Genomic DNA, 16,728 nt, shown 5'->3' with positions numbered 1-16,728 from the left:
TGAGGCGTGAGCAGCAGCGGCCTCATCTACGCAGTCATTGTCGGGGCCTGGGCCGCCTACTTGGTGCCCATGTGGCTCCGTAGGCAGGACGAGCTGAACGAGGCCCGTCCGACGGAGCGCTTCAGCACCGCCATCCGGTTGCTGTCCGGACGGGCGGCCATGGAGCGCCGGTACGCCAAGGACCTGCAGGCGCGCTCCACCGACGAGGGGGAGCCCGACCCCGACCCGGACGCCGCCACCGACTCGGTGGACGTCCGGGCCTTCGCTGTGTCTCCGGCCAGGCCCCGGACGCAGGCGACGGTCCAGGCGCAGGGCACGGAGCAGACGCAACCGGCACGCGAGCCCGCCGGCGCGTCCGTGCGGGAGCCGGACAGTGCGCCCGCGCGGAAGCCCGGTGACGCGTCCGCGCACCCATCCGGCGCCGCGTCCGCGCGCGAGGGCGACTCGGCGCCGACGGGCGACCGAGTGCCGTCCGCCCGTCGCGCGCCCGCCGCGGAGGCGGCCGCGGCGCGCGCCCAGCGCTCGAAGGTGCTCGCGCGCCGCCGACGTACGACAGTGATGCTCTTCTTCGCGTTCACGCTCGGCGCGATCGTCGCGGCCGTGGGCGGGCTCGCCTTCCTGTGGGCGCCCGGTGTGCCCGCAGTGCTGCTCAGCGTGTACATCGCGTATCTGCGCACCCAGGAGCGCCGCCGCTTCACCTACCAGATGGACCGCCGCCGGGCGGAGGACGCAGCACAGCACCTGCGTGAGCGGGCACGCCAGCCCCGCCGACAGGCGGCCGCCGAGATCGACGCCGGCGACCCCGACGAGGGACCCGAGCCGGAGGCCGACCCGGGGCTGTCGGCGCTCGCGGCGGACCGGCGGGCGCTCGTCGAGCAGACCGATCACGCGGAGTGGGTCGACCAGCAGCGGGAGCGGCAGCGCGGGCCGGGCCGGGGCGAGAGCTGGGAGCCGGTGCCGGTACCACTGCCGACGTATGTGACGGCGCCGGTCGCTCCGCGGGCCACGCCCGATGTCGATCTGGGGGCACCGGACGCGTGGAGTTCGGCGCGGTCGAGTTCCGTCGTGCGGGACCAGGAGGCCGGGGACGGGGCCTCCTCCACGGCCTCCCCGGAAGGCGTGGAGACGGCGGAGCCGGACGAGGCGGCGGACCGTACGGACGGTGACGACCGCAGCGACGCCCGGCGCGCGGCCTCGGCCCGCCGGGCACGGGAACGCGGGCGTACGCCCCTGTTCGACCAGTACGAGGACGGGGAGCGACCGCGGGCGGCCAACGAGTAGGGCAGCTCGGGCCTCACGGCAACGGATTTCCGAGCAGGCCGATCGGGGTGCTAAAGTTTCACTCGTTGCAAGGGCCTGTGGCGCAGTCCGGTAGCGCACCTCGTTCGCATCGAGGGGGCCAGGGGTTCAAATCCCCTCAGGTCCACCGCAACAACTGCCCCGGGGAAACCTGGAGTCGGTTGACAGGAGCCCGCCCGATCGATTGATCGGGCGGGCTCCTTTTGGTGCCTGCCCCGGCCCGGCTGATGCCGGGTCAGGCGAGGGGCTTCGCGTAGCAGCGGCTGTTCTCGTGGAAGCGGTAGTAGCCGAACTTGGTGCACGGCTCGTAGTCGCTGGAGGTGTAGAGGGCGATGGCCTCCGGCTGCTCTGTGCCGGTCTCCAGGACCATGCGGATACGGCCGGCGGCGCGGGCGTCGTCCTCCAGGGCGGTGAGCATGCGCCGGGCCAGGCCGCGGCCACGCAGCTCCCTGATCACGTACATCCGCTTGAGCTCGGCGTCGCCGTCCTCGTTGCCCTCGCCGTTCCGGTCCCGGCTGCGCCAGCCGCCGGTGGCGACGGGGCGGTCGGACTCGTCGTAGGCGATCAGGTAGACGCCGTTCGGCGGCCGGAAGTCCGACGGGTCGAGAACGGTGGCGTCGCCGCCGTCGCCGTAGCGCTCGTGGTACTCGGCCTGGACCTCGTCGTTGAGCTTGACGGCGTCGGGGTGGTCGAAGGAGACGCGACGTATATTCATGCTGGACATCATATATCTATGCGATGATCGGATCCGGACTCCGTCCAGTGTGCCGGTATCGTGCCCGGGTGCTCACTGTGACCTCTGTGAACGTGAATGGACTCCGCGCTGCCGCGAAGAAAGGCTTCGTGGAGTGGCTCGCCGATACGCAAGCCGATGTGCTCTGCCTGCAGGAGGTGCGTGCCGAGCCGCAGCAACTGCCCGAGCAGGTCCGCGCGCCGGAGGGCTGGCATGTCGTGCACGCCCCCGCGGCCGCCAAGGGGCGCGCCGGCGTCTCGCTGTACAGCCGGCGTGCGCCGGACGCCGTCCGCATCGGATTCGGGTCGGCCGAGTTCGACGACAGCGGGCGCTACGCCGAGGTCGACCTGCCCGGTGTGACGATCGCCTCCCTCTATCTCCCCTCCGGCGAGGTCGGGACCGAACGGCAGGACGAGAAGGTCCGGTTCATGGGGGAGTTCCTCGCCCACCTGAAGGCGCTGCGCGAGCGGGCCGCCGCCGATGGCCGCGAAGTCGTCGTCTGCGGCGACTGGAACATCGCCCACCAGCGGGCCGACCTCAAGAACTGGCGCGGCAACACCAAGAACTCCGGCTTCCTGCCGGAGGAGCGGGAGTGGCTGGGGCGGGTCTTCGACGTGACGGACGGGGGTTATGTCGACGTCGTGCGGGCCCTGCATCCCGAGGTCGAGGGGCCGTACACGTGGTGGTCGTACCGGGGGAGGGCCTTCGAGGCGGATTCAGGTTGGAGGATCGACCTCGCCGTCGCGACGCCCGGGCTGGCCGCCCGTGCCGTCAAGGCGTTCGTGGAGCGGGCGGCCAGCCATGAGGAGCGGTGGTCGGATCACGCTCCTGTGACGGTGGTCTTCGACAGGTGAGACGCGTCGACTCGTTCGCCGACTGTGAAGGTCAAGCGAGAGATATCCGGTCCGGCCAGCCGCTCCGGTCCGCCGCCCGACCGCCCCTTGGCTACTGTGACGCGAACTCCGTCCGTGAGGAGTTGCTCCCGTGTCACCTCGCCGTTCACGGCGAACGCCTCGCGGTAGCGGCTGACGGTGTACTCGTCGAGCCAGTCGGCGCGGATCGCGGCGGGGGCGGGACAGGTCGTGCCGCGGGCAGCAGCGCAGCAGCCGTAGTCGCCGTAGGTATAGGCCTTCCGGGCGGCGAAGTACATGCGGCCACCACACCCGGCGCAGTGCGCGACACCGATGAGCAACGACGTCTCCCGGCGCTTGGGGTGGATGCCGTTCGAGCGGGCGTTGAGGATGTCCTGGAGGGCCTGGAACTCCTCTTCGGTGAGCAGTGGGGGACCGATCAGCACGGGTGAGCCCTCAGCGTCACGGACGGTCTTCCCCTTGTGTACGCGGTGGCCCATCAGTGCCGGTGTGCGGAGGATCTTGCACAGACTGCCCGGTGTCCAGCTGAATCGCTCGAAGTCGTGTCCGTGGCGGCGTCCACCTGTGGGACGTCCCTGAAGTTGGGCGTGGCGGTCGCGCGGTACTAGAACGCCCGCGCTTTCGAGTTTGCGGGCGATGGCGACCAGGGACAGTCCCGAGTGAACATCGTCCACAATCGCGCGGACAACGGTGACGGTCTCCGGGTCGGGAGCCAGACACCAGCCGATGCCGGAGGGATGAGGTGCCTTCTTGTACCCGAACGGTACAAGGCCACCGCCGTATCGGCCCGTCGCGCGCAGCGCTTCGTGGGCGCCGGTGAGGCGAGCAGATAGGGCGCGAGCCTCCTGTTCGGCGGCGTAGGCCAGATTCATGCAGCGGCGAATGGCATCGCCATCTGCCTGCGGCGTGACCACGAGCGGCTGAGGTTCTTCAGGCATCCCGAAGACGAGTGTCGTTGCATGCTGCTGACCCCACTCGATCAACTCGGACATGTGGGCGACGGAACGCACGGCGCGGTCCACATGTGACCACACGATGGCGTCGTAGTCGTCCGGGCGTTGCAGCCACGGCGACAGTGAAGGTCTCTCGAAGGGGGACATCGTGCGGGCGGATACTCCCAGATCTGCGGCTTCGGCGATCAGGGTGAAGCCCAGTTGCTGGGTGCACTGCTGGATGCAGGCGCGCTGCCTGCCGGGCGAGGTGGTCACTTCGGTGAGGTTGCTGAGGCGCACAGCTCCAAGAGCTCGCGGGTTTTCGGTCGGGGTCGAGGTCGGTTGTGATGGCTGAGGACTACGCTTGGGCACGTCGACGCTCCGTGAAAGTGTCGGCCGTACCCCGGGGCTGGTCGCACAGCCGCCGGGGCCTTTTCGATCTCACTCTCGGAGTGCGAACCGAATTCCGTCTGCCGTTCCCCGAAAAGTGCCCTGATGGAGTGAAAGTTCATGAATGCCAGGCACTTGAAGGTCCGGGAACCTACGCTTTGCTGTCGGTGTGACCGCGAGGCTATCGCTGCTTCCGCAGCCGCCGGTCCATGGCCAGCGACAGCTCCGCCTCCACCACGCTGCGGGCCAGCGGGCGCAGGCGCGGCAGGTCGTCCTCGGTGGCGTGGCGCAGGACCAGGTCGGCGAACAACTCCGCCAGCGCGTCGGCGTGTTCACGGACCCGTTTGCCCGCCACCAGGACCTCCGCGAGCGGGATGCCCTCACGCACCAGTGCGGCGGACACCTCCAGCAGGCGGCGGCTGATGTGGACGATCTCGTCGCCGTCGGTGCCGAGGTAGCCGAGTTCCATTGCGGCGGCGAGGTTCTCGGAGGTGGCCTGGCCCGCGAAGTGGTCGGCGAGTTCCTCGGGGTGAGGCGGACGGGGGTTTCCTCGGTGGGGGCGCCCAGGCCGAGGAGGTCGCCGACGTCGCGGCCGTTGTCGAAGGCCTCGGCCAGTTCCGCTATGCCGCTCAGGGTGTGGCCGCGTTCGAGGAGCGCGCCGATGGTGCGCAGACGGGCCAGGTGGTGGTTGTCGTACCAGGCGATACGGCCTTCCCGGCGCGGTGGTGGGATCAGCTTGCGTTCGCGGTAGAAGCGCAGGGTGCGCACTGTGATGCCGGCCAGCCGGGCCAGCTCCTCCATGCGGTACTCACGCTTGTCTGCCACGAACGCACCCTAAGTCGTACTGCCGGTAACTTTCCTGGCGCACGCCCCCTACCCATCAGTACGGAGCTGCCCTACCCTCCCATTGCGCCAGTGTTCACTGGCGGAGTCGCGAACGAAGCGTGGAGGCGGGATGGCCGAGCACGAGCACGAACATGTGCGGGTCGCGGTGGTCGGGTCCGGGTTCGGCGGGCTCGGGGCGGCCGTGCGGCTGCGCCGGGAGGGGATCACCGACTTCGTCGTCCTGGAACGGGCCGACAGCGTCGGCGGCACCTGGCGGGACAACAGCTATCCGGGATGCGCCTGTGACGTACCGTCGCATCTCTACTCGTTCTCCTTCGCGCCCAACCCGGACTGGCCGCGCACCTTCTCCGGGCAGGAGCACATCCGCGCCTACCTGGAGCGCGTCACCGACGTCTTCCGGCTCCGCCCGCACCTCCGCTTCAACTCGGAGGTGAAGAAGATGACCTGGGACGGCCAGGAGCTGCGCTGGGAGATCGAGACCAGCTCCGGCCGGCTCACCGCCGACTTCGTCGTCTCGGCGACCGGCCCCCTGTCCGACCCGAAGGTCCCGGACATCCCCGGCCTCGACACCTTCCCCGGCAAGGTCTTCCACTCGGCCCGCTGGGACCACGACTACGACCTGCGCGGCAAGCGGGTCGCCATGGTCGGCACCGGCGCCTCCGCCATCCAGATCGTGCCGGCCATCCAGCCCGACGTGGCGAAACTGGTCCTCTTCCAGCGCACCCCGCCCTGGGTGATGCCCCGCATCGACCGAGCCATCAGCGGCGCCGAGCGCCGGCTGCACCGCGCCGTTCCGCTGACGACCCAGCTCCGGCGTGGACTGCTCTGGGGGATCCGCGAGTTGCAGGTCCAGGCCTTCACCAAGCACCCGGGCGAGCTGGGCCTGGTCGAGCAGTTGGCCAAGCGCAACATGGCCCGCGTCATCAAGGACCCGGCCCTGCGCGCCAAGCTCACGCCCGACTACCGCATCGGCTGCAAGCGGATCCTGCTGTCGAGCGACTACTATCCGGCGCTCGCCCGGCCCAATGTGGACGTCGTTGCGAGCGGGCTCAGCCAGATCGACGGCTCGAAGGTCATCGCTTCCGACGGCACCGAGACCGAGGTCGACGCGATCGTCTTCGGCACCGGCTTCCATGTCACCGACATGCCGATCGCCGAGCGGGTCGTCGGGGCGGACGGCCGGACACTCGCCGAGACCTGGAAGGACGGCATGGAGGCCCTGCGCGGCGCCTCCGCCGCCGGGTTCCCCAACTGGATGACGATCATCGGTCCCAACACCGGCCTCGGGAACTCGTCCATGATCCTGATGATCGAGTCCCAGCTGAACTACATGGCCGACTTCGTACGGCAGTTGGACGTGCTCGGCGGACGTGTCGCCCTCGACGCCCGCCCGAGCGCCGTGCACGCCTGGAACCGGCGGGTGCAGGAGCGGATGAAGCGCACGGTGTGGAACACCGGCGGCTGCACCAGCTGGTACCTGGACGCGGCCGGCCGCAACACGACCATCTGGCCCGGTACGACAGGGGAGTTCCGGCGCGCGACACGGCGGGTGGATCTCGCCGAGTACGCGGTGCTGCGGCCCGGAACCGAGGTCAGTACCGACGAGCAGGGCACCGTGGAGGCCGCCGTATGAGCCGCCTGCTGCACGTCTCATCCGGCCCCTACGCCCCACCCGTCCCCGCCCGCGAACTGATCGTCACCTCCGCGACGGCTCCCGCCTGCACGTCGAGGTGCACGGCCCCGAGCAGGCGCCGCCCGTCGTCCTGGTCCACGGCTGGACCTGCTCCACCGCCTTCTGGGCGGCGCAGATCCGGGCCCTGGCCGCCGACCACCGGGTCATCGCCTACGACCAGCGCGGCCACGGACGCAGCCCGGCGAGCCCGGCGTGCAGTACCGAGGCGCTCGCCGACGACCTCGAAGCCGTACTCGCCGCGACGCTCGCGCCCGGCGAACGGGCGGTGATCGCCGGACACTCCATGGGCGGCATGACGGTGATGGCCGCGTCCGCGCGCCCCCGCTTGCAGGCGCACGCGGCGGCCGTCCTGCTGTGCAGCACGGGCAGTTCGCGGCTGGTCGCCGAGTCGACGGTGCTGCCGCTGCGCGCGGGCCGGCTGCGCACCGCGCTGACGCGGCGCGTCCTCGGCTCCCGGGCGCCGCTCGGACCGGTCACGCCGCTCGCCCGGCGGATCCTCAAGTACGCCACGATGGGCGCCGGTTCGGCCCCGCACATGGTGGAGGCCTGCGCACGTATCGTGCACGCCTGCCCGCGCAAGGTGCGCCACGCCTGGTCGCACGTACTGGACCTGCTCGACCTCGACCACGGTGTACGGGAGTTGGCGGTACCGACGGCGGTGGTCGTCGGGTCGCACGACCGGCTCACTCCGCCGGTGCACGCGCGGGCCCTGGTCGCCGCACTGCCGCAGTGCGTCGGGCTCACCGAGCTGCCCGGGCTCGGGCACATGACACCGGTGGAGGCGCCCGAGCTGGTCACCGGCAGGATCCGGGAACTCGTCACCACCTACGTGAACAGCGCGGCGGACACCGACGTCAAGGAGGGCGCATGAGCAAGGTGAGCCTGCAGGGGCAGGTCGCGGTCGTCACCGGGGCCGCGCGGGGCGTCGGCGAGCTGCTCGCCCGGAAGTTGTCGGCGCGCGGCGCCACGGTGGCGCTGGTCGGGCTGGAGCCGGACGCGCTCAAGGAGGTCTCCGCGCGGCTGCACGGCGACAGCGACCACTGGCACGCCGACGTCACCGACCACGAGGCCATGGCGAGGGTGGCCCGCGAAGTCAAGGAACGCTTCGGCAAGGTCGACATCGTCGTCGCCAACGCCGGTGTCGCGACCGGCGGTCCCTTCGTCGACTCCGATCCGCAGGCGTGGCGGCGGGTCATCGAGGTCAATCTGATCGGATCCGCGGTGACGGCACGGGCGTTCCTGCCCGTGCTGGTGGAGAGCCGGGGCTATCTGCTCCAGATCGCCTCCCTCGCCGCGATCACGCCGGCGCCGATGATGACCGCGTACTGCGCCTCCAAGTCGGGCGTCGAGGCGTACGCGCACAGTCTGCGCGCCGAAGTCGGGTACCGGGGCGTGAAGGTGGGCGTCGCGTATCTGTCGTGGACCGACACCGACATGGTGCGCGGGGCCGATCAGGACGATGTCATGCGGGAGTTGAGGCAGCGGTTGCCGTGGCCGTCCAGCAAGACGTATCCGCTGGGGCCCGCGGTCGACCGGATCGTCGCCGGGATCGAGCGGCGGTCGAGCCATGTGTACGGGCAGTGGTGGCTGCGCGGGATGCAGGGGGTCCGCGGGTATCTGCCGGGAATCATCGGGACGGTGGGGCAACGGGAGATGCGGCGGTTCGCGGATCGGTTGCAGGGGATGCGGACCGGGCTCGTCGGTGCGGGCGGCGCGGCCGATGAACAGGCCCGCGCTACAGAGCGTAGTTGATCGAAATGCGTGCTTAGTCCGTCCGTGTAAATCTGGTCGAGGCCCGATCCCCTCACCCACCTTGGGAGTGAATCTCATGGGCATGAAGGACCAGTTCCAGGACAAGGCCGAGCAGATCAAGCAGCAGGCCAAGCAGAAGCGCGGTCAGCAGGACGAGCGTGAGCGCGAACGCAGCGAGCGCGGCGAGCCGATGAGCGAGCGCGGCCGGCGGGAGACGGAGCGCGAGCAGCGCGAGGCGGAGGACCGCTTCGACCAGGACTACGACGTGTGACGTCTGTCAACTTGTCCTCGGCCTCGGCCGATTGACGCGGGGTGCCCTGGTGAGGGCGCCCCGCGTTCCTTCGTTCACGGGGGCGGCGCTCAGATCCGCGGCGGGAGCTTGGGGCGGGAGCGGTTCGGGATGTCGCTGTGGTCCGGGGGTGTGGCCGCCGGATTGGTCGTCAGGAGCTCCAGGGCCAGCCGGACTGCGTCGTCGAGTTGGGCATGGCGGCCCTCCGCCCAGTCGAGGGGGGTGCGCAGCGCCTCCAAGTCGGGGGCGACACCGTGGTTTTCGACGGACCAGCCGTAGGCGTCGAACCAGGCCGCGTTCATCGGGACCGTGATGACGGTGCCGTCGCCCAGGCGGTGCCGGCCGGTCATGCCGACGACTCCGCCCCAGGTGCGCTGCCCGACGACCGGGCCCAGGTTCAGGAGTTTGAAAGCGGCCGTGATCATGTCGCCGTCCGAGGACGTGGCCTCGTCGGCCAGCGCCACCACCGGCCCGCGGGGCGCGTTCGAGGTGTACGACACCGGCTGGGCGTTGCGGGTGAGGTCCCAGCCGAGGATCGTGCGGGTCAGCTTCTCGATGACGAGTTCGCTGATGTGCCCGCCGGCGTTGCCGCGCACGTCCACGATCAGCGCGGGCCGCGAGACCTCCATCCGCAGGTCGCGGTTGAACTGGGCCCAGCCGGAGCCGCCCATGTCGGGGATGTGCAGATAGCCGCAGCGGCCGCCGCTCAACTCCCGTACCACCGCACGGCGTTTGGCCACCCAGTCCTGGTAGCGCAGCGGCCGTTCGTCGACGAGCGGGATGACGGCGACCCGGCGGGAGCGTCCCTCGCCCCCGGACGGGGTGAACGTGAGCTCCACCGTCGTACCGCCGGCACCCGCGAGGAGCGGGTAGGGGCCGGCCACCGGATCCACCGGGCGTCCGTCCACATGGGTCAGGATCGCCCCCTCCCGGATCCCCGAACCGGCGAGCGGGGAGCGGGCCTTGGAGTCGGAGGAGTCACCCGGCAGGATCCGTCTGACCGTCCAACCGTCGTCCCGGCGCACGAAGTTGGCGCCGAGCAGGCCCTGCCAGCGCTGGTACTGCGCCGGCCCCTCGTTGCGGCGGGCGGCGGAGACGTAGGCGTGCGAGGTGCCCAGCTCGCCCAGCACTTCGCGGAGCAGGTCGGCGAACTCGTCCGGCGACGCCACCCGGTCGACCAGCGGCCGGTACTGCTCCAGGACCGCGTCCCAGTCGATGCCGCACATCCCCGGGTCCCAGAAGTACGCGCGGATGAGCCGGCCCGCCTCCTCGTACGACTGGCGCCACTCGGCACCCGGATCCACCTCGTGCATGATCCGGCGCACATCGATCCAGGTCGTCGTGTCGCTGTCGCCGGACTCCGTGGACGGCACCGCGCGCAGGTCGCCCTCGTCGGCCACGACGAGCCGGGTGCCGTCGCCGCTGACCGCGAAGAGGTCGAGGTGCTGGACGAGTTCGGACTTCTTCGCCTTGGTGATGTTGAAGTACTCGAGGGTGGGGCGGCCGCTGGTGTCGTCCGGGTTCACGAACGTCTCGCCGAGTGCGCCCGAGATCGGCCAGCGCAGCCAGACCAGTCCGCCGCCCGCGACCGGGGCCAGCGCCGAGTACTTGGAGGCCGCGACCGGGAACGGGGTCACCCGGCTCTCCAGGCCCTCGATCTCCACGGTCACCGCGCCGGCCTCGCCGGGCTCCTCCTCCTCGACCGGGTCCAGGCCGCCGGCGGCCGGGCGGCCGTCGGGGCTCAGGGCGAAGGGGGACGGCGTGGCGGAGGAGAGCGGGACCAGGTACGGGCGGCAGCCCAGCGGGAAGGACAGGTCGCCGGTGTGGACGTCGTACACCGGGTCGAAGCCGCGCCAGGAGAGGAAGGCGAGATAGCGGCCGTCGCGGGTGAAGACCGGGTTCTCGTCCTCGAAGCGGCCGTTGGTGACGTCGACGATGAAACGGTCCTTGATGCGGGCCATCTTGATCTGGCGCAGGGTGCGCCCGATCCCCGGGTGCGACCACGTCAGCCACGTCCCGTCCGGCGAGAAGGCCAGGTCCCGCACCGGTCCGTTGATCGACCGGATCAGCTCGGTCACTTCACCGTTCGAGTCCTCCGTCGCGTCGATCAGCAGCAGCCGGCCGTCGTGCGCGGCGATCGCGAGCCGCTCGCCCTGCGGATCGCAGACCATCTCCAGGACGCGTCCCAGCTCCCCCTGTGCCAGCCGCCGCGGCTCGCGGTCGCCGGTGGCCCGCGGCAGATAGGCGATCTCGATCGCGTCCTCGCCCTCCGCGTCCGTGATGTAGGCGACCTGGCCGCCCGAGCCGAGCATCTCCGGGAGCCGGACCCGTACGCCGGGCGTGTCGGTGAGCGTGCGCGCCGGTCCGTCCCGGTGCGTCAGCCAGTAGAGACTCCCTCGTACGACGACCGCGCTCGCGCGGCCCGTCTCGTCGACGGAGATGCCGTTCACGTGCTGGGCGGCGGGCACCTGGTACGTACGCCGGCCCGCGCGCGGCCCGCTCAGGCGCACGTCGAGGCGGCGCGGCGCCGAGTCCGCGGCCAGATCGTCGACGATCCACAGGTCGCCCGCGCACTGGTACACGACCCGCGTGCCGTCGCTGGAGGCGTGCCGGGCGTAGAAGGCGTCGTGGTCGGTGTGGCGGCGCAGGTCGGAGCCGTCGTAGGCGCACGAGTAGAGGTTGCCGACGCCCTCGTGGTCGGAGAGGAAGGCGATGCGGCCGCCGACGAACAGGGGGGAGTGCAGATGGCCGTTCAGGTCGGCGAGCAGGCGTTGCCCGTGCAGCCACAGCCGGCCCGTCGCCCCGCCCCGGTAACGCTTCCAGGAGGCCGGTTCGTGGGGTGGGGTGCCGGTGAGGAGAAGTGTCCTGCGCTCCCCCTCGATGTCGGCGACCTGGATGTCGGAGACCGGCCCCCAGGGCAGCTTGCGGCCCGGATCGCCGTCGGGGGAGACCTTGTAGGCCCAGGTGAAGTGGGAGAAGGGCTCGCCGTGCGAGGCGACGGCGAGGATGTCGCCGTCCGGGGTCCAGCCGCAGACCTGGGTGTCCGCGCTGCCCCAGTAGGTCAGCCGGCGTCCCGCACCGCCCTCCACCGGGACGAGATGGATCTCCGGGACGAGGCTGCGCCAGCTCGTGTACGCAAGGTGGCGGCCGTCGGGCGAGAAGCGAGGATGGCCGATCTTGGTGCGGTCGACGGTGAGCCGCCAGGCGCGGCCCGGGCCGTCGAGCGGGGCGAGCCAGAGGTCGTCCTCGGCGACGAAGCACAGCAGGTCACCGCTGAGGTGGGGCAGACGCAGATAGGTCACCTTTCCATGCTTTGCCCGGGGACGAAGTGGAGCAAATCGTGAAAAACTGACCGTGCGTGACGCAGGACACGTACGAAACGGTTTCGTTTCGAATGGCGGTTGCGCTACCTTCGTCGTGTACGAAACCGTGTCGTTCGGAACAGGAAGGTGAGCGGAATGGCTGAGGTCGCAACGCCGCGTCGCAGTCGTATCACTCCCGAGCGCGCGGCCGAGCTGTACGAGGCCGTGCTCGACCTGCTCCGTGAAGTCGGCTACGACGCCCTCACCATGGACGCCGTGGCCGCCAGGACACGCTCCAGCAAGGCCACGCTCTACCGCCAGTGGGGCGGCAAGGCCGAGCTGGTCGTGAAGGCCATCCAGCACAACAAACCGGGTTCGTTCGCCGGCGTCGACACCGGCACGCTCCGGGGCGACCTGCATGCCCACATGGAGCTGGCGGACGACTGCCAGATGGAACAGAACGCTGCGCTCATGCGGGGTCTGGCCATGGCGGTGCACAACAACCCCGACCTGCTGCGGGAATTCCGGGAACAGCTCATCGAGCCGGAGATGACGGAGTTCCGTCGTGTGCTGCAGCGCGCCATCGACCGGGGTGAGATCCGTGCGGACAACCCGGCGCTGGACTTCGTGGTGCACATGATGATCGGCGCATTCGTCACCCGGGGGCTGATCGAGGATCAGCCGCCGAACCGGGCCTTCCTCATCTCGTACATCGACGCCGTGGTCCTCCCCGCCCTCGGCGCGCCCACCACCTGAGCCGCATCCCCCTCAGCTAGTACCCGACCAGTACCTGACGCGACCTCCCCCAGCCTTCGAATCCGCTCAGGCCGGGGGCGCCCCCATCGTCGTCGGGCCGATCACCCCTGCCACCCCCCGGGTTGATCAACCCTGCCCTGAACACCCCACGACCTGACCGGGAGACGCCCTCGTGGCCACGTTCCTCTACAAACTCGGCCGGCTCGCCTTCCGGCGACGGCATTTCGTCGCCCTGATATGGGTGGCGCTGCTGACGCTCGCAGGCGTCGGCGCCGCCAGTGCCCCCGCCGCCGGCACCACCTCCTTCTCCATCCCCGGCACCGAGGCCCAGAAGGCCTTCGACCTGCTGGAGGACCGCTTCCCCGGCATGAGCGCCGACGGAGCGACCGCCCGGGTCGTCTTCAAGGCGCCCGACGGCGAGAAGATGACCGACGCCGAGAACAAGGCGACCGTCAAGGAGACCGTCCGGGAGCTGTCCGACGGCTCCGAGGTCGCCTCCGTCGCCGACCCGTACCAGGCGCAGGCCGTCAGCAAGGACGGCACGGTCGCCTACGCGGCGGTGAGCTACGACGTCTCCGGCATGGAGCTGGAGGACTCCACCAAGGAAGCCCTGGAGGAGGCCGCGCAGAACGCGCGGGACGCCGGGCTGACCGTGGAGGTCGGCGGTGACGCGCTCCAGGCCACGCCCGAGACCGGCACCACCGAGATCATCGGTATCGCGGTCGCCGCGGTCGTCCTGGTGATCACCCTGGGCTCGCTGGTCGCGGCCGGACTGCCGCTGCTGACGGCGATCATCGGCGTGGGCATCGGCGTCGCCACCATCACGGCCCTCGCCAACACGCTCGAACTCGGCTCCACCACCTCCACGCTGGCCATGATGATCGGCCTCGCCGTCGGCATCGACTACGCGCTGTTCATCGTCTCCCGCTACCGGGCCGAACTCGCCGAGGGCCGCGACCGCGAGGAAGCGATCGGCCGGGCGGTCGGCACGGCGGGCTCCGCGGTGGTCTTCGCGGGCCTGACGGTCGTGATCGCCCTGGCCGGACTCGCGGTCGTCAACATCCCGATGCTGACGAAGATGGGCTTCGCCGCAGCGGGCACCGTCGTCATCGCCGTACTGATCGCGCTGACGATGATCCCGGCGCTGCTCGGATACGCGGGCCGCAAGGTGCAGCCGGCGGGGGAGAAGAGCAAGCTGCTCGGACGCCGGAAGTCGTCGGCGCAGAACAAGCCGAACATGGGCACGCGCTGGGCGAGCTTCGTCGTCCGCCGTCCCGTCGCCGTCCTCCTCTTCGGCATCATCGGCCTGGGCGCCGCCGCGGCCCCGGTCGGCTCGCTCGAACTGGGCCTGCCCGACGACGGTTCGCAGCCGACGTCGACGACCCAGCGCCGCGCCTACGACCTGCTGTCCGAGGGCTTCGGGCCCGGCTTCAACGGTCCGCTGATGGTGGTGGTCGACGCCAAGTCCAGCGACGACCCCCAGGCGGCCGCCGCCACGGTGACCGACGAGATCAAGGACCTGGAGGGCGTCGTCACGGTGGCCCCGGCGGCGCCCAACAAGGCCGGTGACACCTACACGATCACCGTGATCCCGGACTCCAAGCCCTCGTCGACCGAGACCGAGGACCTGGTCCACGGCATCCGTGACGCGGGCGCGGACATCAAGGCCGACACGGACGCGGAGGTGCTGGTCACCGGCACCACCGCAATGAACATCGACTTCTCGCAGAAGATGAACGATGCGCTGATCCCGTACCTGGCGCTGGTGGTGGGCCTCGCGTTCCTGCTCCTGATCGCGGTCTTCCGCTCGATCCTGGTCCCCCTGAAGGCGGCCCTCGGCTTCCTGCTGAGCGTGCTGGCGGCGCTGGGTGCCGTGGTCGCGGTCTTCCAGTGGGGCTGGATGGCCGACCTGATGGGCGTCGAGGAGACCGGCCCGATCATGTCGATGATGCCGATCTTCATGGTGGGTGTCGTCTTCGGCCTCGCGATGGACTACGAGGTGTTCCTCGTGACCCGGATGCGGGAGGCGTACGTCCACGGCGAGAAGCCCAGCCAGGCGGTCGTCACGGGCTTCAGGCACGGCGCGCGGGTGGTCACGGCCGCGGCAGTGATCATGATGGCGGTGTTCGCCGGCTTCATCGGCTCCAGCGAGTCGATGGTCAAGATGATCGGCTTCGGCCTCGCGATCGCGGTCTTCTTCGACGCGTTCATCGTCCGCATGGCGATCGTCCCGGCGGTGCTCGCCCTGCTCGGCGACAAGGCCTGGTGGCTGCCGAAGTGGCTGGACCGCGCCCTGCCCAACGTCGACGTCGAGGGCGAGGGTCTGAAGGCGCAGTCGAAGGACGCGGATCCCGATGAGGAGAGGGAGCTGGTACGCGTCTGACGCACCGCTTCTGATTCAAGACCAGCCGGTGAGGGTTCCGTGGGGACGGGGCTGCCCTCACCGGCTTCCTTCTGCGCTCGCTTCGGCCCAGACCGTCTTGCGCGGTGCCGGACCGGCGGCCACACCCCAGGGGACGGCCAGGGCGTCGACGAGTGTGCGTAGCGGGACTGTCTCGGCTTTGTCTCGTGCTGTCTCGGCTGTCTCAGGGGTTGTAGGGGTACGACTGCGCGGTGGAGGTGGGGCATGAACGAGGTTGCGGACGAGGCCGGTTGGGATGTCGAACCCGGGGACGAGATCGAACCGGTGGTCGAGGCGGTGGGGCGGCTGCTGAAGGTGTGCCGGGAAGCTGCGGGCATGCGGGTGGCCGACTTCGGGGAGGTCATGGGCTACGGCGAGGACATGATCCGCAAGATGGAGCGGGGACAGCGGATTCCCCGGCCGGAGTTCCTGGACAGAGCGGACGACGTCCTGAAGGCGCAGGGGCATCTCAAGGCGTTCAAGAAGGACATGGAGAAGGCTCGGTATCCGAAGAAGGTGCGGGATCTCGCGGACTTGGAGGAGCGGGCGGTGGAGATGCTGCTGTACGGCAGCCACAACCTCCATGGCCTGCTGCAGACTCCGGAGTACGCGCGAACGCTGTTCGAGATGAGGCAGCCCGCACTCAGCGAAGACGTCGTAGAGCGCGAGACCGCCGCACGCATGGCTCGGAAGGCCGTTTTCGAGCGGGAGCTCGCGCCGACGCTCAGTTTCGTCCAGGAACAGGTGACACTCGAACGGCCTTACGGTGGGAAGATGGTGCTGCGCCGACAACTCGAACACCTCTTGGAGGTAGGGCAGTTGCGGAACGTCACGCTTCAGATCATGCCGACCGACCGGCAGGAGAACGCTGGAGCGTCGGGCCTGATCCAGGTGCTGAAGTTCGCCGACGGCACGGCGATCGGACGTTCCAGCGGTGTGTTCAACGCGCGTCCGGTCGAGAGCCCCAGGGATCTCCGTATCCTTGAGCTGCGCTATGGCATGATCCGGGCGCAGGCTCTCACGCCGAGGGAGTCGCAAGCCTTCATCGAGCAAGCGCTGGGGAGACTATGAGCACCGCCGAACTCCACTGGTTCAAGAGCAGCTACAGCGACAGCAGCGAACCCGGCGACTGCGTCGAGGTCGCCACCACCCCCGCCACCATCCACATCCGCGACTCCAAGACCCCGAACACCCCCCACCTCACCGTCGCCCCCACACCTGGACCGACTTCCTGACGTACCTCGCGAAGTGACCATCGGGGCCGCTCGCTTCTTTGCCAGTGTCGTGCTTCCACGGCCCGGGTGAGAAGCGAGCGAGCGGCCCGGAAGGCGGGTGGCCGAGGCAGGCGGTCGCCTCCATCGCTGCGGGGCGGCCGGGTTGGGCGGGCGCGGCATCGGGGTGGCGGTACGCCGGGTCGGTGGCATCGGAGCCCCGGGGGACCGGCTTGCCGGTCACAGGCCCCG

The 16,728-nt window shown here is 70.1% G+C and carries 11 protein-coding genes, 1 tRNA gene and 3 pseudogenes; 11 read left to right on the top strand and 4 right to left on the bottom strand.

Features of this window, described 5'->3' with window-relative positions; genetic code table 11:
* Positions 1 to 6: 6 nt before the first annotated feature.
* On the top strand, positions 7 to 1,281 hold the full coding sequence (gene glpR, locus StrepF001_RS22205; protein WP_129799958.1) for a gephyrin-like molybdotransferase receptor GlpR: 1,275 nt from the start codon (positions 7 to 9) through the stop codon (positions 1,279 to 1,281).
* Between the two features lie 71 nt (positions 1,282 to 1,352).
* A tRNA-Ala gene (locus StrepF001_RS22200) sits at positions 1,353 to 1,426 on the top strand.
* 108 nt (positions 1,427 to 1,534) lie between these two features.
* On the opposite strand, the gene StrepF001_RS22195 is transcribed toward StrepF001_RS22200, so the two are convergent.
* Positions 1,535 to 2,014 carry a GNAT family N-acetyltransferase gene (locus tag StrepF001_RS22195; protein ID WP_129799957.1) on the bottom strand — a complete coding sequence of 160 codons (480 nt, stop codon included), beginning with the start codon at positions 2,012 to 2,014 and terminating at the stop codon, positions 1,535 to 1,537.
* 68 nt (positions 2,015 to 2,082) lie between these two features.
* Here StrepF001_RS22195 and StrepF001_RS22190 point away from each other — a divergent pair, with 68 nt between their 5' ends.
* Positions 2,083 to 2,886, top strand: a complete 804-nt coding sequence (locus tag StrepF001_RS22190; RefSeq protein ID WP_165396325.1) for an exodeoxyribonuclease III — start codon at positions 2,083 to 2,085, stop codon at positions 2,884 to 2,886.
* On the opposite strand, the gene StrepF001_RS22185 is transcribed toward StrepF001_RS22190, so the two are convergent.
* Both StrepF001_RS22185 and StrepF001_RS22180 read right to left on the bottom strand, forming a co-directional pair.
* Positions 2,853 to 4,112 carry a recombinase family protein gene (locus tag StrepF001_RS22185; protein WP_165396324.1) on the bottom strand — a complete coding sequence of 420 codons (1,260 nt, stop codon included), beginning with the start codon at positions 4,110 to 4,112 and terminating at the stop codon, positions 2,853 to 2,855. The two genes, StrepF001_RS22190 and StrepF001_RS22185, sit on opposite strands and share 34 nt — an antisense overlap.
* Positions 4,113 to 4,407: 295 nt before the next feature.
* Positions 4,408 to 5,027 (bottom strand): annotated as a pseudogene (locus StrepF001_RS22180) (MerR family transcriptional regulator).
* Between the two features lie 154 nt (positions 5,028 to 5,181).
* On the opposite strand from StrepF001_RS22180, the gene StrepF001_RS22175 reads away from it, so the two are divergent.
* The 4 genes and pseudogenes from StrepF001_RS22175 (at position 5,182) to StrepF001_RS22160 (ending at position 8,788) form a co-directional block, all read left to right on the top strand.
* Positions 5,182 to 6,705 carry an NAD(P)/FAD-dependent oxidoreductase gene (locus StrepF001_RS22175; protein WP_129799955.1) on the top strand — a complete coding sequence of 508 codons (1,524 nt, stop codon included), beginning with the start codon at positions 5,182 to 5,184 and terminating at the stop codon, positions 6,703 to 6,705.
* Positions 6,702 to 7,636 (top strand): annotated as a pseudogene (locus StrepF001_RS22170) (alpha/beta hydrolase). The gene StrepF001_RS22175 and the pseudogene StrepF001_RS22170 overlap by 4 nt, the downstream one beginning before the upstream one ends.
* A complete protein-coding gene (locus StrepF001_RS22165) occupies positions 7,633 to 8,517 on the top strand; it encodes an SDR family oxidoreductase (RefSeq protein ID WP_129799954.1) in 885 nt (294 codons plus the stop codon). The pseudogene StrepF001_RS22170 and the gene StrepF001_RS22165 overlap by 4 nt, the downstream one beginning before the upstream one ends.
* A 76-nt stretch (positions 8,518 to 8,593) precedes the next feature.
* Positions 8,594 to 8,788 carry a hypothetical protein gene (locus StrepF001_RS22160; RefSeq protein WP_129799953.1) on the top strand — a complete coding sequence of 65 codons (195 nt, stop codon included), beginning with the start codon at positions 8,594 to 8,596 and terminating at the stop codon, positions 8,786 to 8,788.
* An 89-nt stretch (positions 8,789 to 8,877) separates the two neighbouring features.
* Here StrepF001_RS22160 and StrepF001_RS22155 read toward each other — a convergent pair whose 3' ends face one another.
* Positions 8,878 to 12,108: a S41 family peptidase gene (locus StrepF001_RS22155; protein WP_129799952.1), complete on the bottom strand. Its 3,231-nt coding sequence runs from the start codon at positions 12,106 to 12,108 to the stop codon at positions 8,878 to 8,880.
* Positions 12,109 to 12,264: 156 nt separating this feature from the next.
* Here StrepF001_RS22155 and StrepF001_RS22150 point away from each other — a divergent pair, with 156 nt between their 5' ends.
* The 4 genes and pseudogenes from StrepF001_RS22150 (at position 12,265) to StrepF001_RS22135 (ending at position 16,517) form a co-directional block, all read left to right on the top strand.
* Positions 12,265 to 12,864, top strand: coding sequence for a TetR/AcrR family transcriptional regulator (locus StrepF001_RS22150; protein ID WP_129799951.1), 600 nt, complete (start codon positions 12,265 to 12,267; stop codon positions 12,862 to 12,864).
* A gap of 172 nt (positions 12,865 to 13,036) precedes the next feature.
* Positions 13,037 to 15,247 carry an MMPL family transporter gene (locus StrepF001_RS22145; RefSeq protein ID WP_129799950.1) on the top strand — a complete coding sequence of 737 codons (2,211 nt, stop codon included), beginning with the start codon at positions 13,037 to 13,039 and terminating at the stop codon, positions 15,245 to 15,247.
* Between the two features lie 243 nt (positions 15,248 to 15,490).
* Positions 15,491 to 16,336 (top strand): helix-turn-helix transcriptional regulator, encoded by an 846-nt coding sequence (locus tag StrepF001_RS22140; protein ID WP_129799949.1) that lies wholly within the window; start codon positions 15,491 to 15,493, stop codon positions 16,334 to 16,336.
* Positions 16,333 to 16,517: pseudogene (locus tag StrepF001_RS22135) on the top strand (DUF397 domain-containing protein). Before StrepF001_RS22140 ends, StrepF001_RS22135 begins: the two are co-directional and overlap by 4 nt.
* Positions 16,518 to 16,728 lie beyond the last annotated feature (211 nt).

This window comes from Streptomyces sp. F001, from assembly GCF_004187715.1.
In the GTDB taxonomy this organism is placed as follows: domain Bacteria; phylum Actinomycetota; class Actinomycetes; order Streptomycetales; family Streptomycetaceae; genus Streptomyces; species Streptomyces flavusporus.
Note: the sequence above shows the minus strand (reverse complement) of the source record. Positions and strands in the feature narration are given on the sequence as shown.

Bases quoted from the DNA above. Each gene is read 5' to 3' on its own strand.
- StrepF001_RS22195 (WP_129799957.1), bottom strand. From the start codon at position 2,014: ATGAATATACGTCGCGTCTCCTTCGACCACCCCGACGCCGTCAAGCTC.
- StrepF001_RS22175 (WP_129799955.1), top strand. From the start codon at position 5,182: ATGGCCGAGCACGAGCACGAACATGTGCGGGTCGCGGTGGTCGGGTCC.
- StrepF001_RS22165 (WP_129799954.1), top strand. From the start codon at position 7,633: ATGAGCAAGGTGAGCCTGCAGGGGCAGGTCGCGGTCGTCACCGGGGCC.
- StrepF001_RS22160 (WP_129799953.1), top strand. From the start codon at position 8,594: ATGGGCATGAAGGACCAGTTCCAGGACAAGGCCGAGCAGATCAAGCAG.
- StrepF001_RS22150 (WP_129799951.1), top strand. From the start codon at position 12,265: ATGGCTGAGGTCGCAACGCCGCGTCGCAGTCGTATCACTCCCGAGCGC.
- StrepF001_RS22140 (WP_129799949.1), top strand. From the start codon at position 15,491: ATGAACGAGGTTGCGGACGAGGCCGGTTGGGATGTCGAACCCGGGGAC.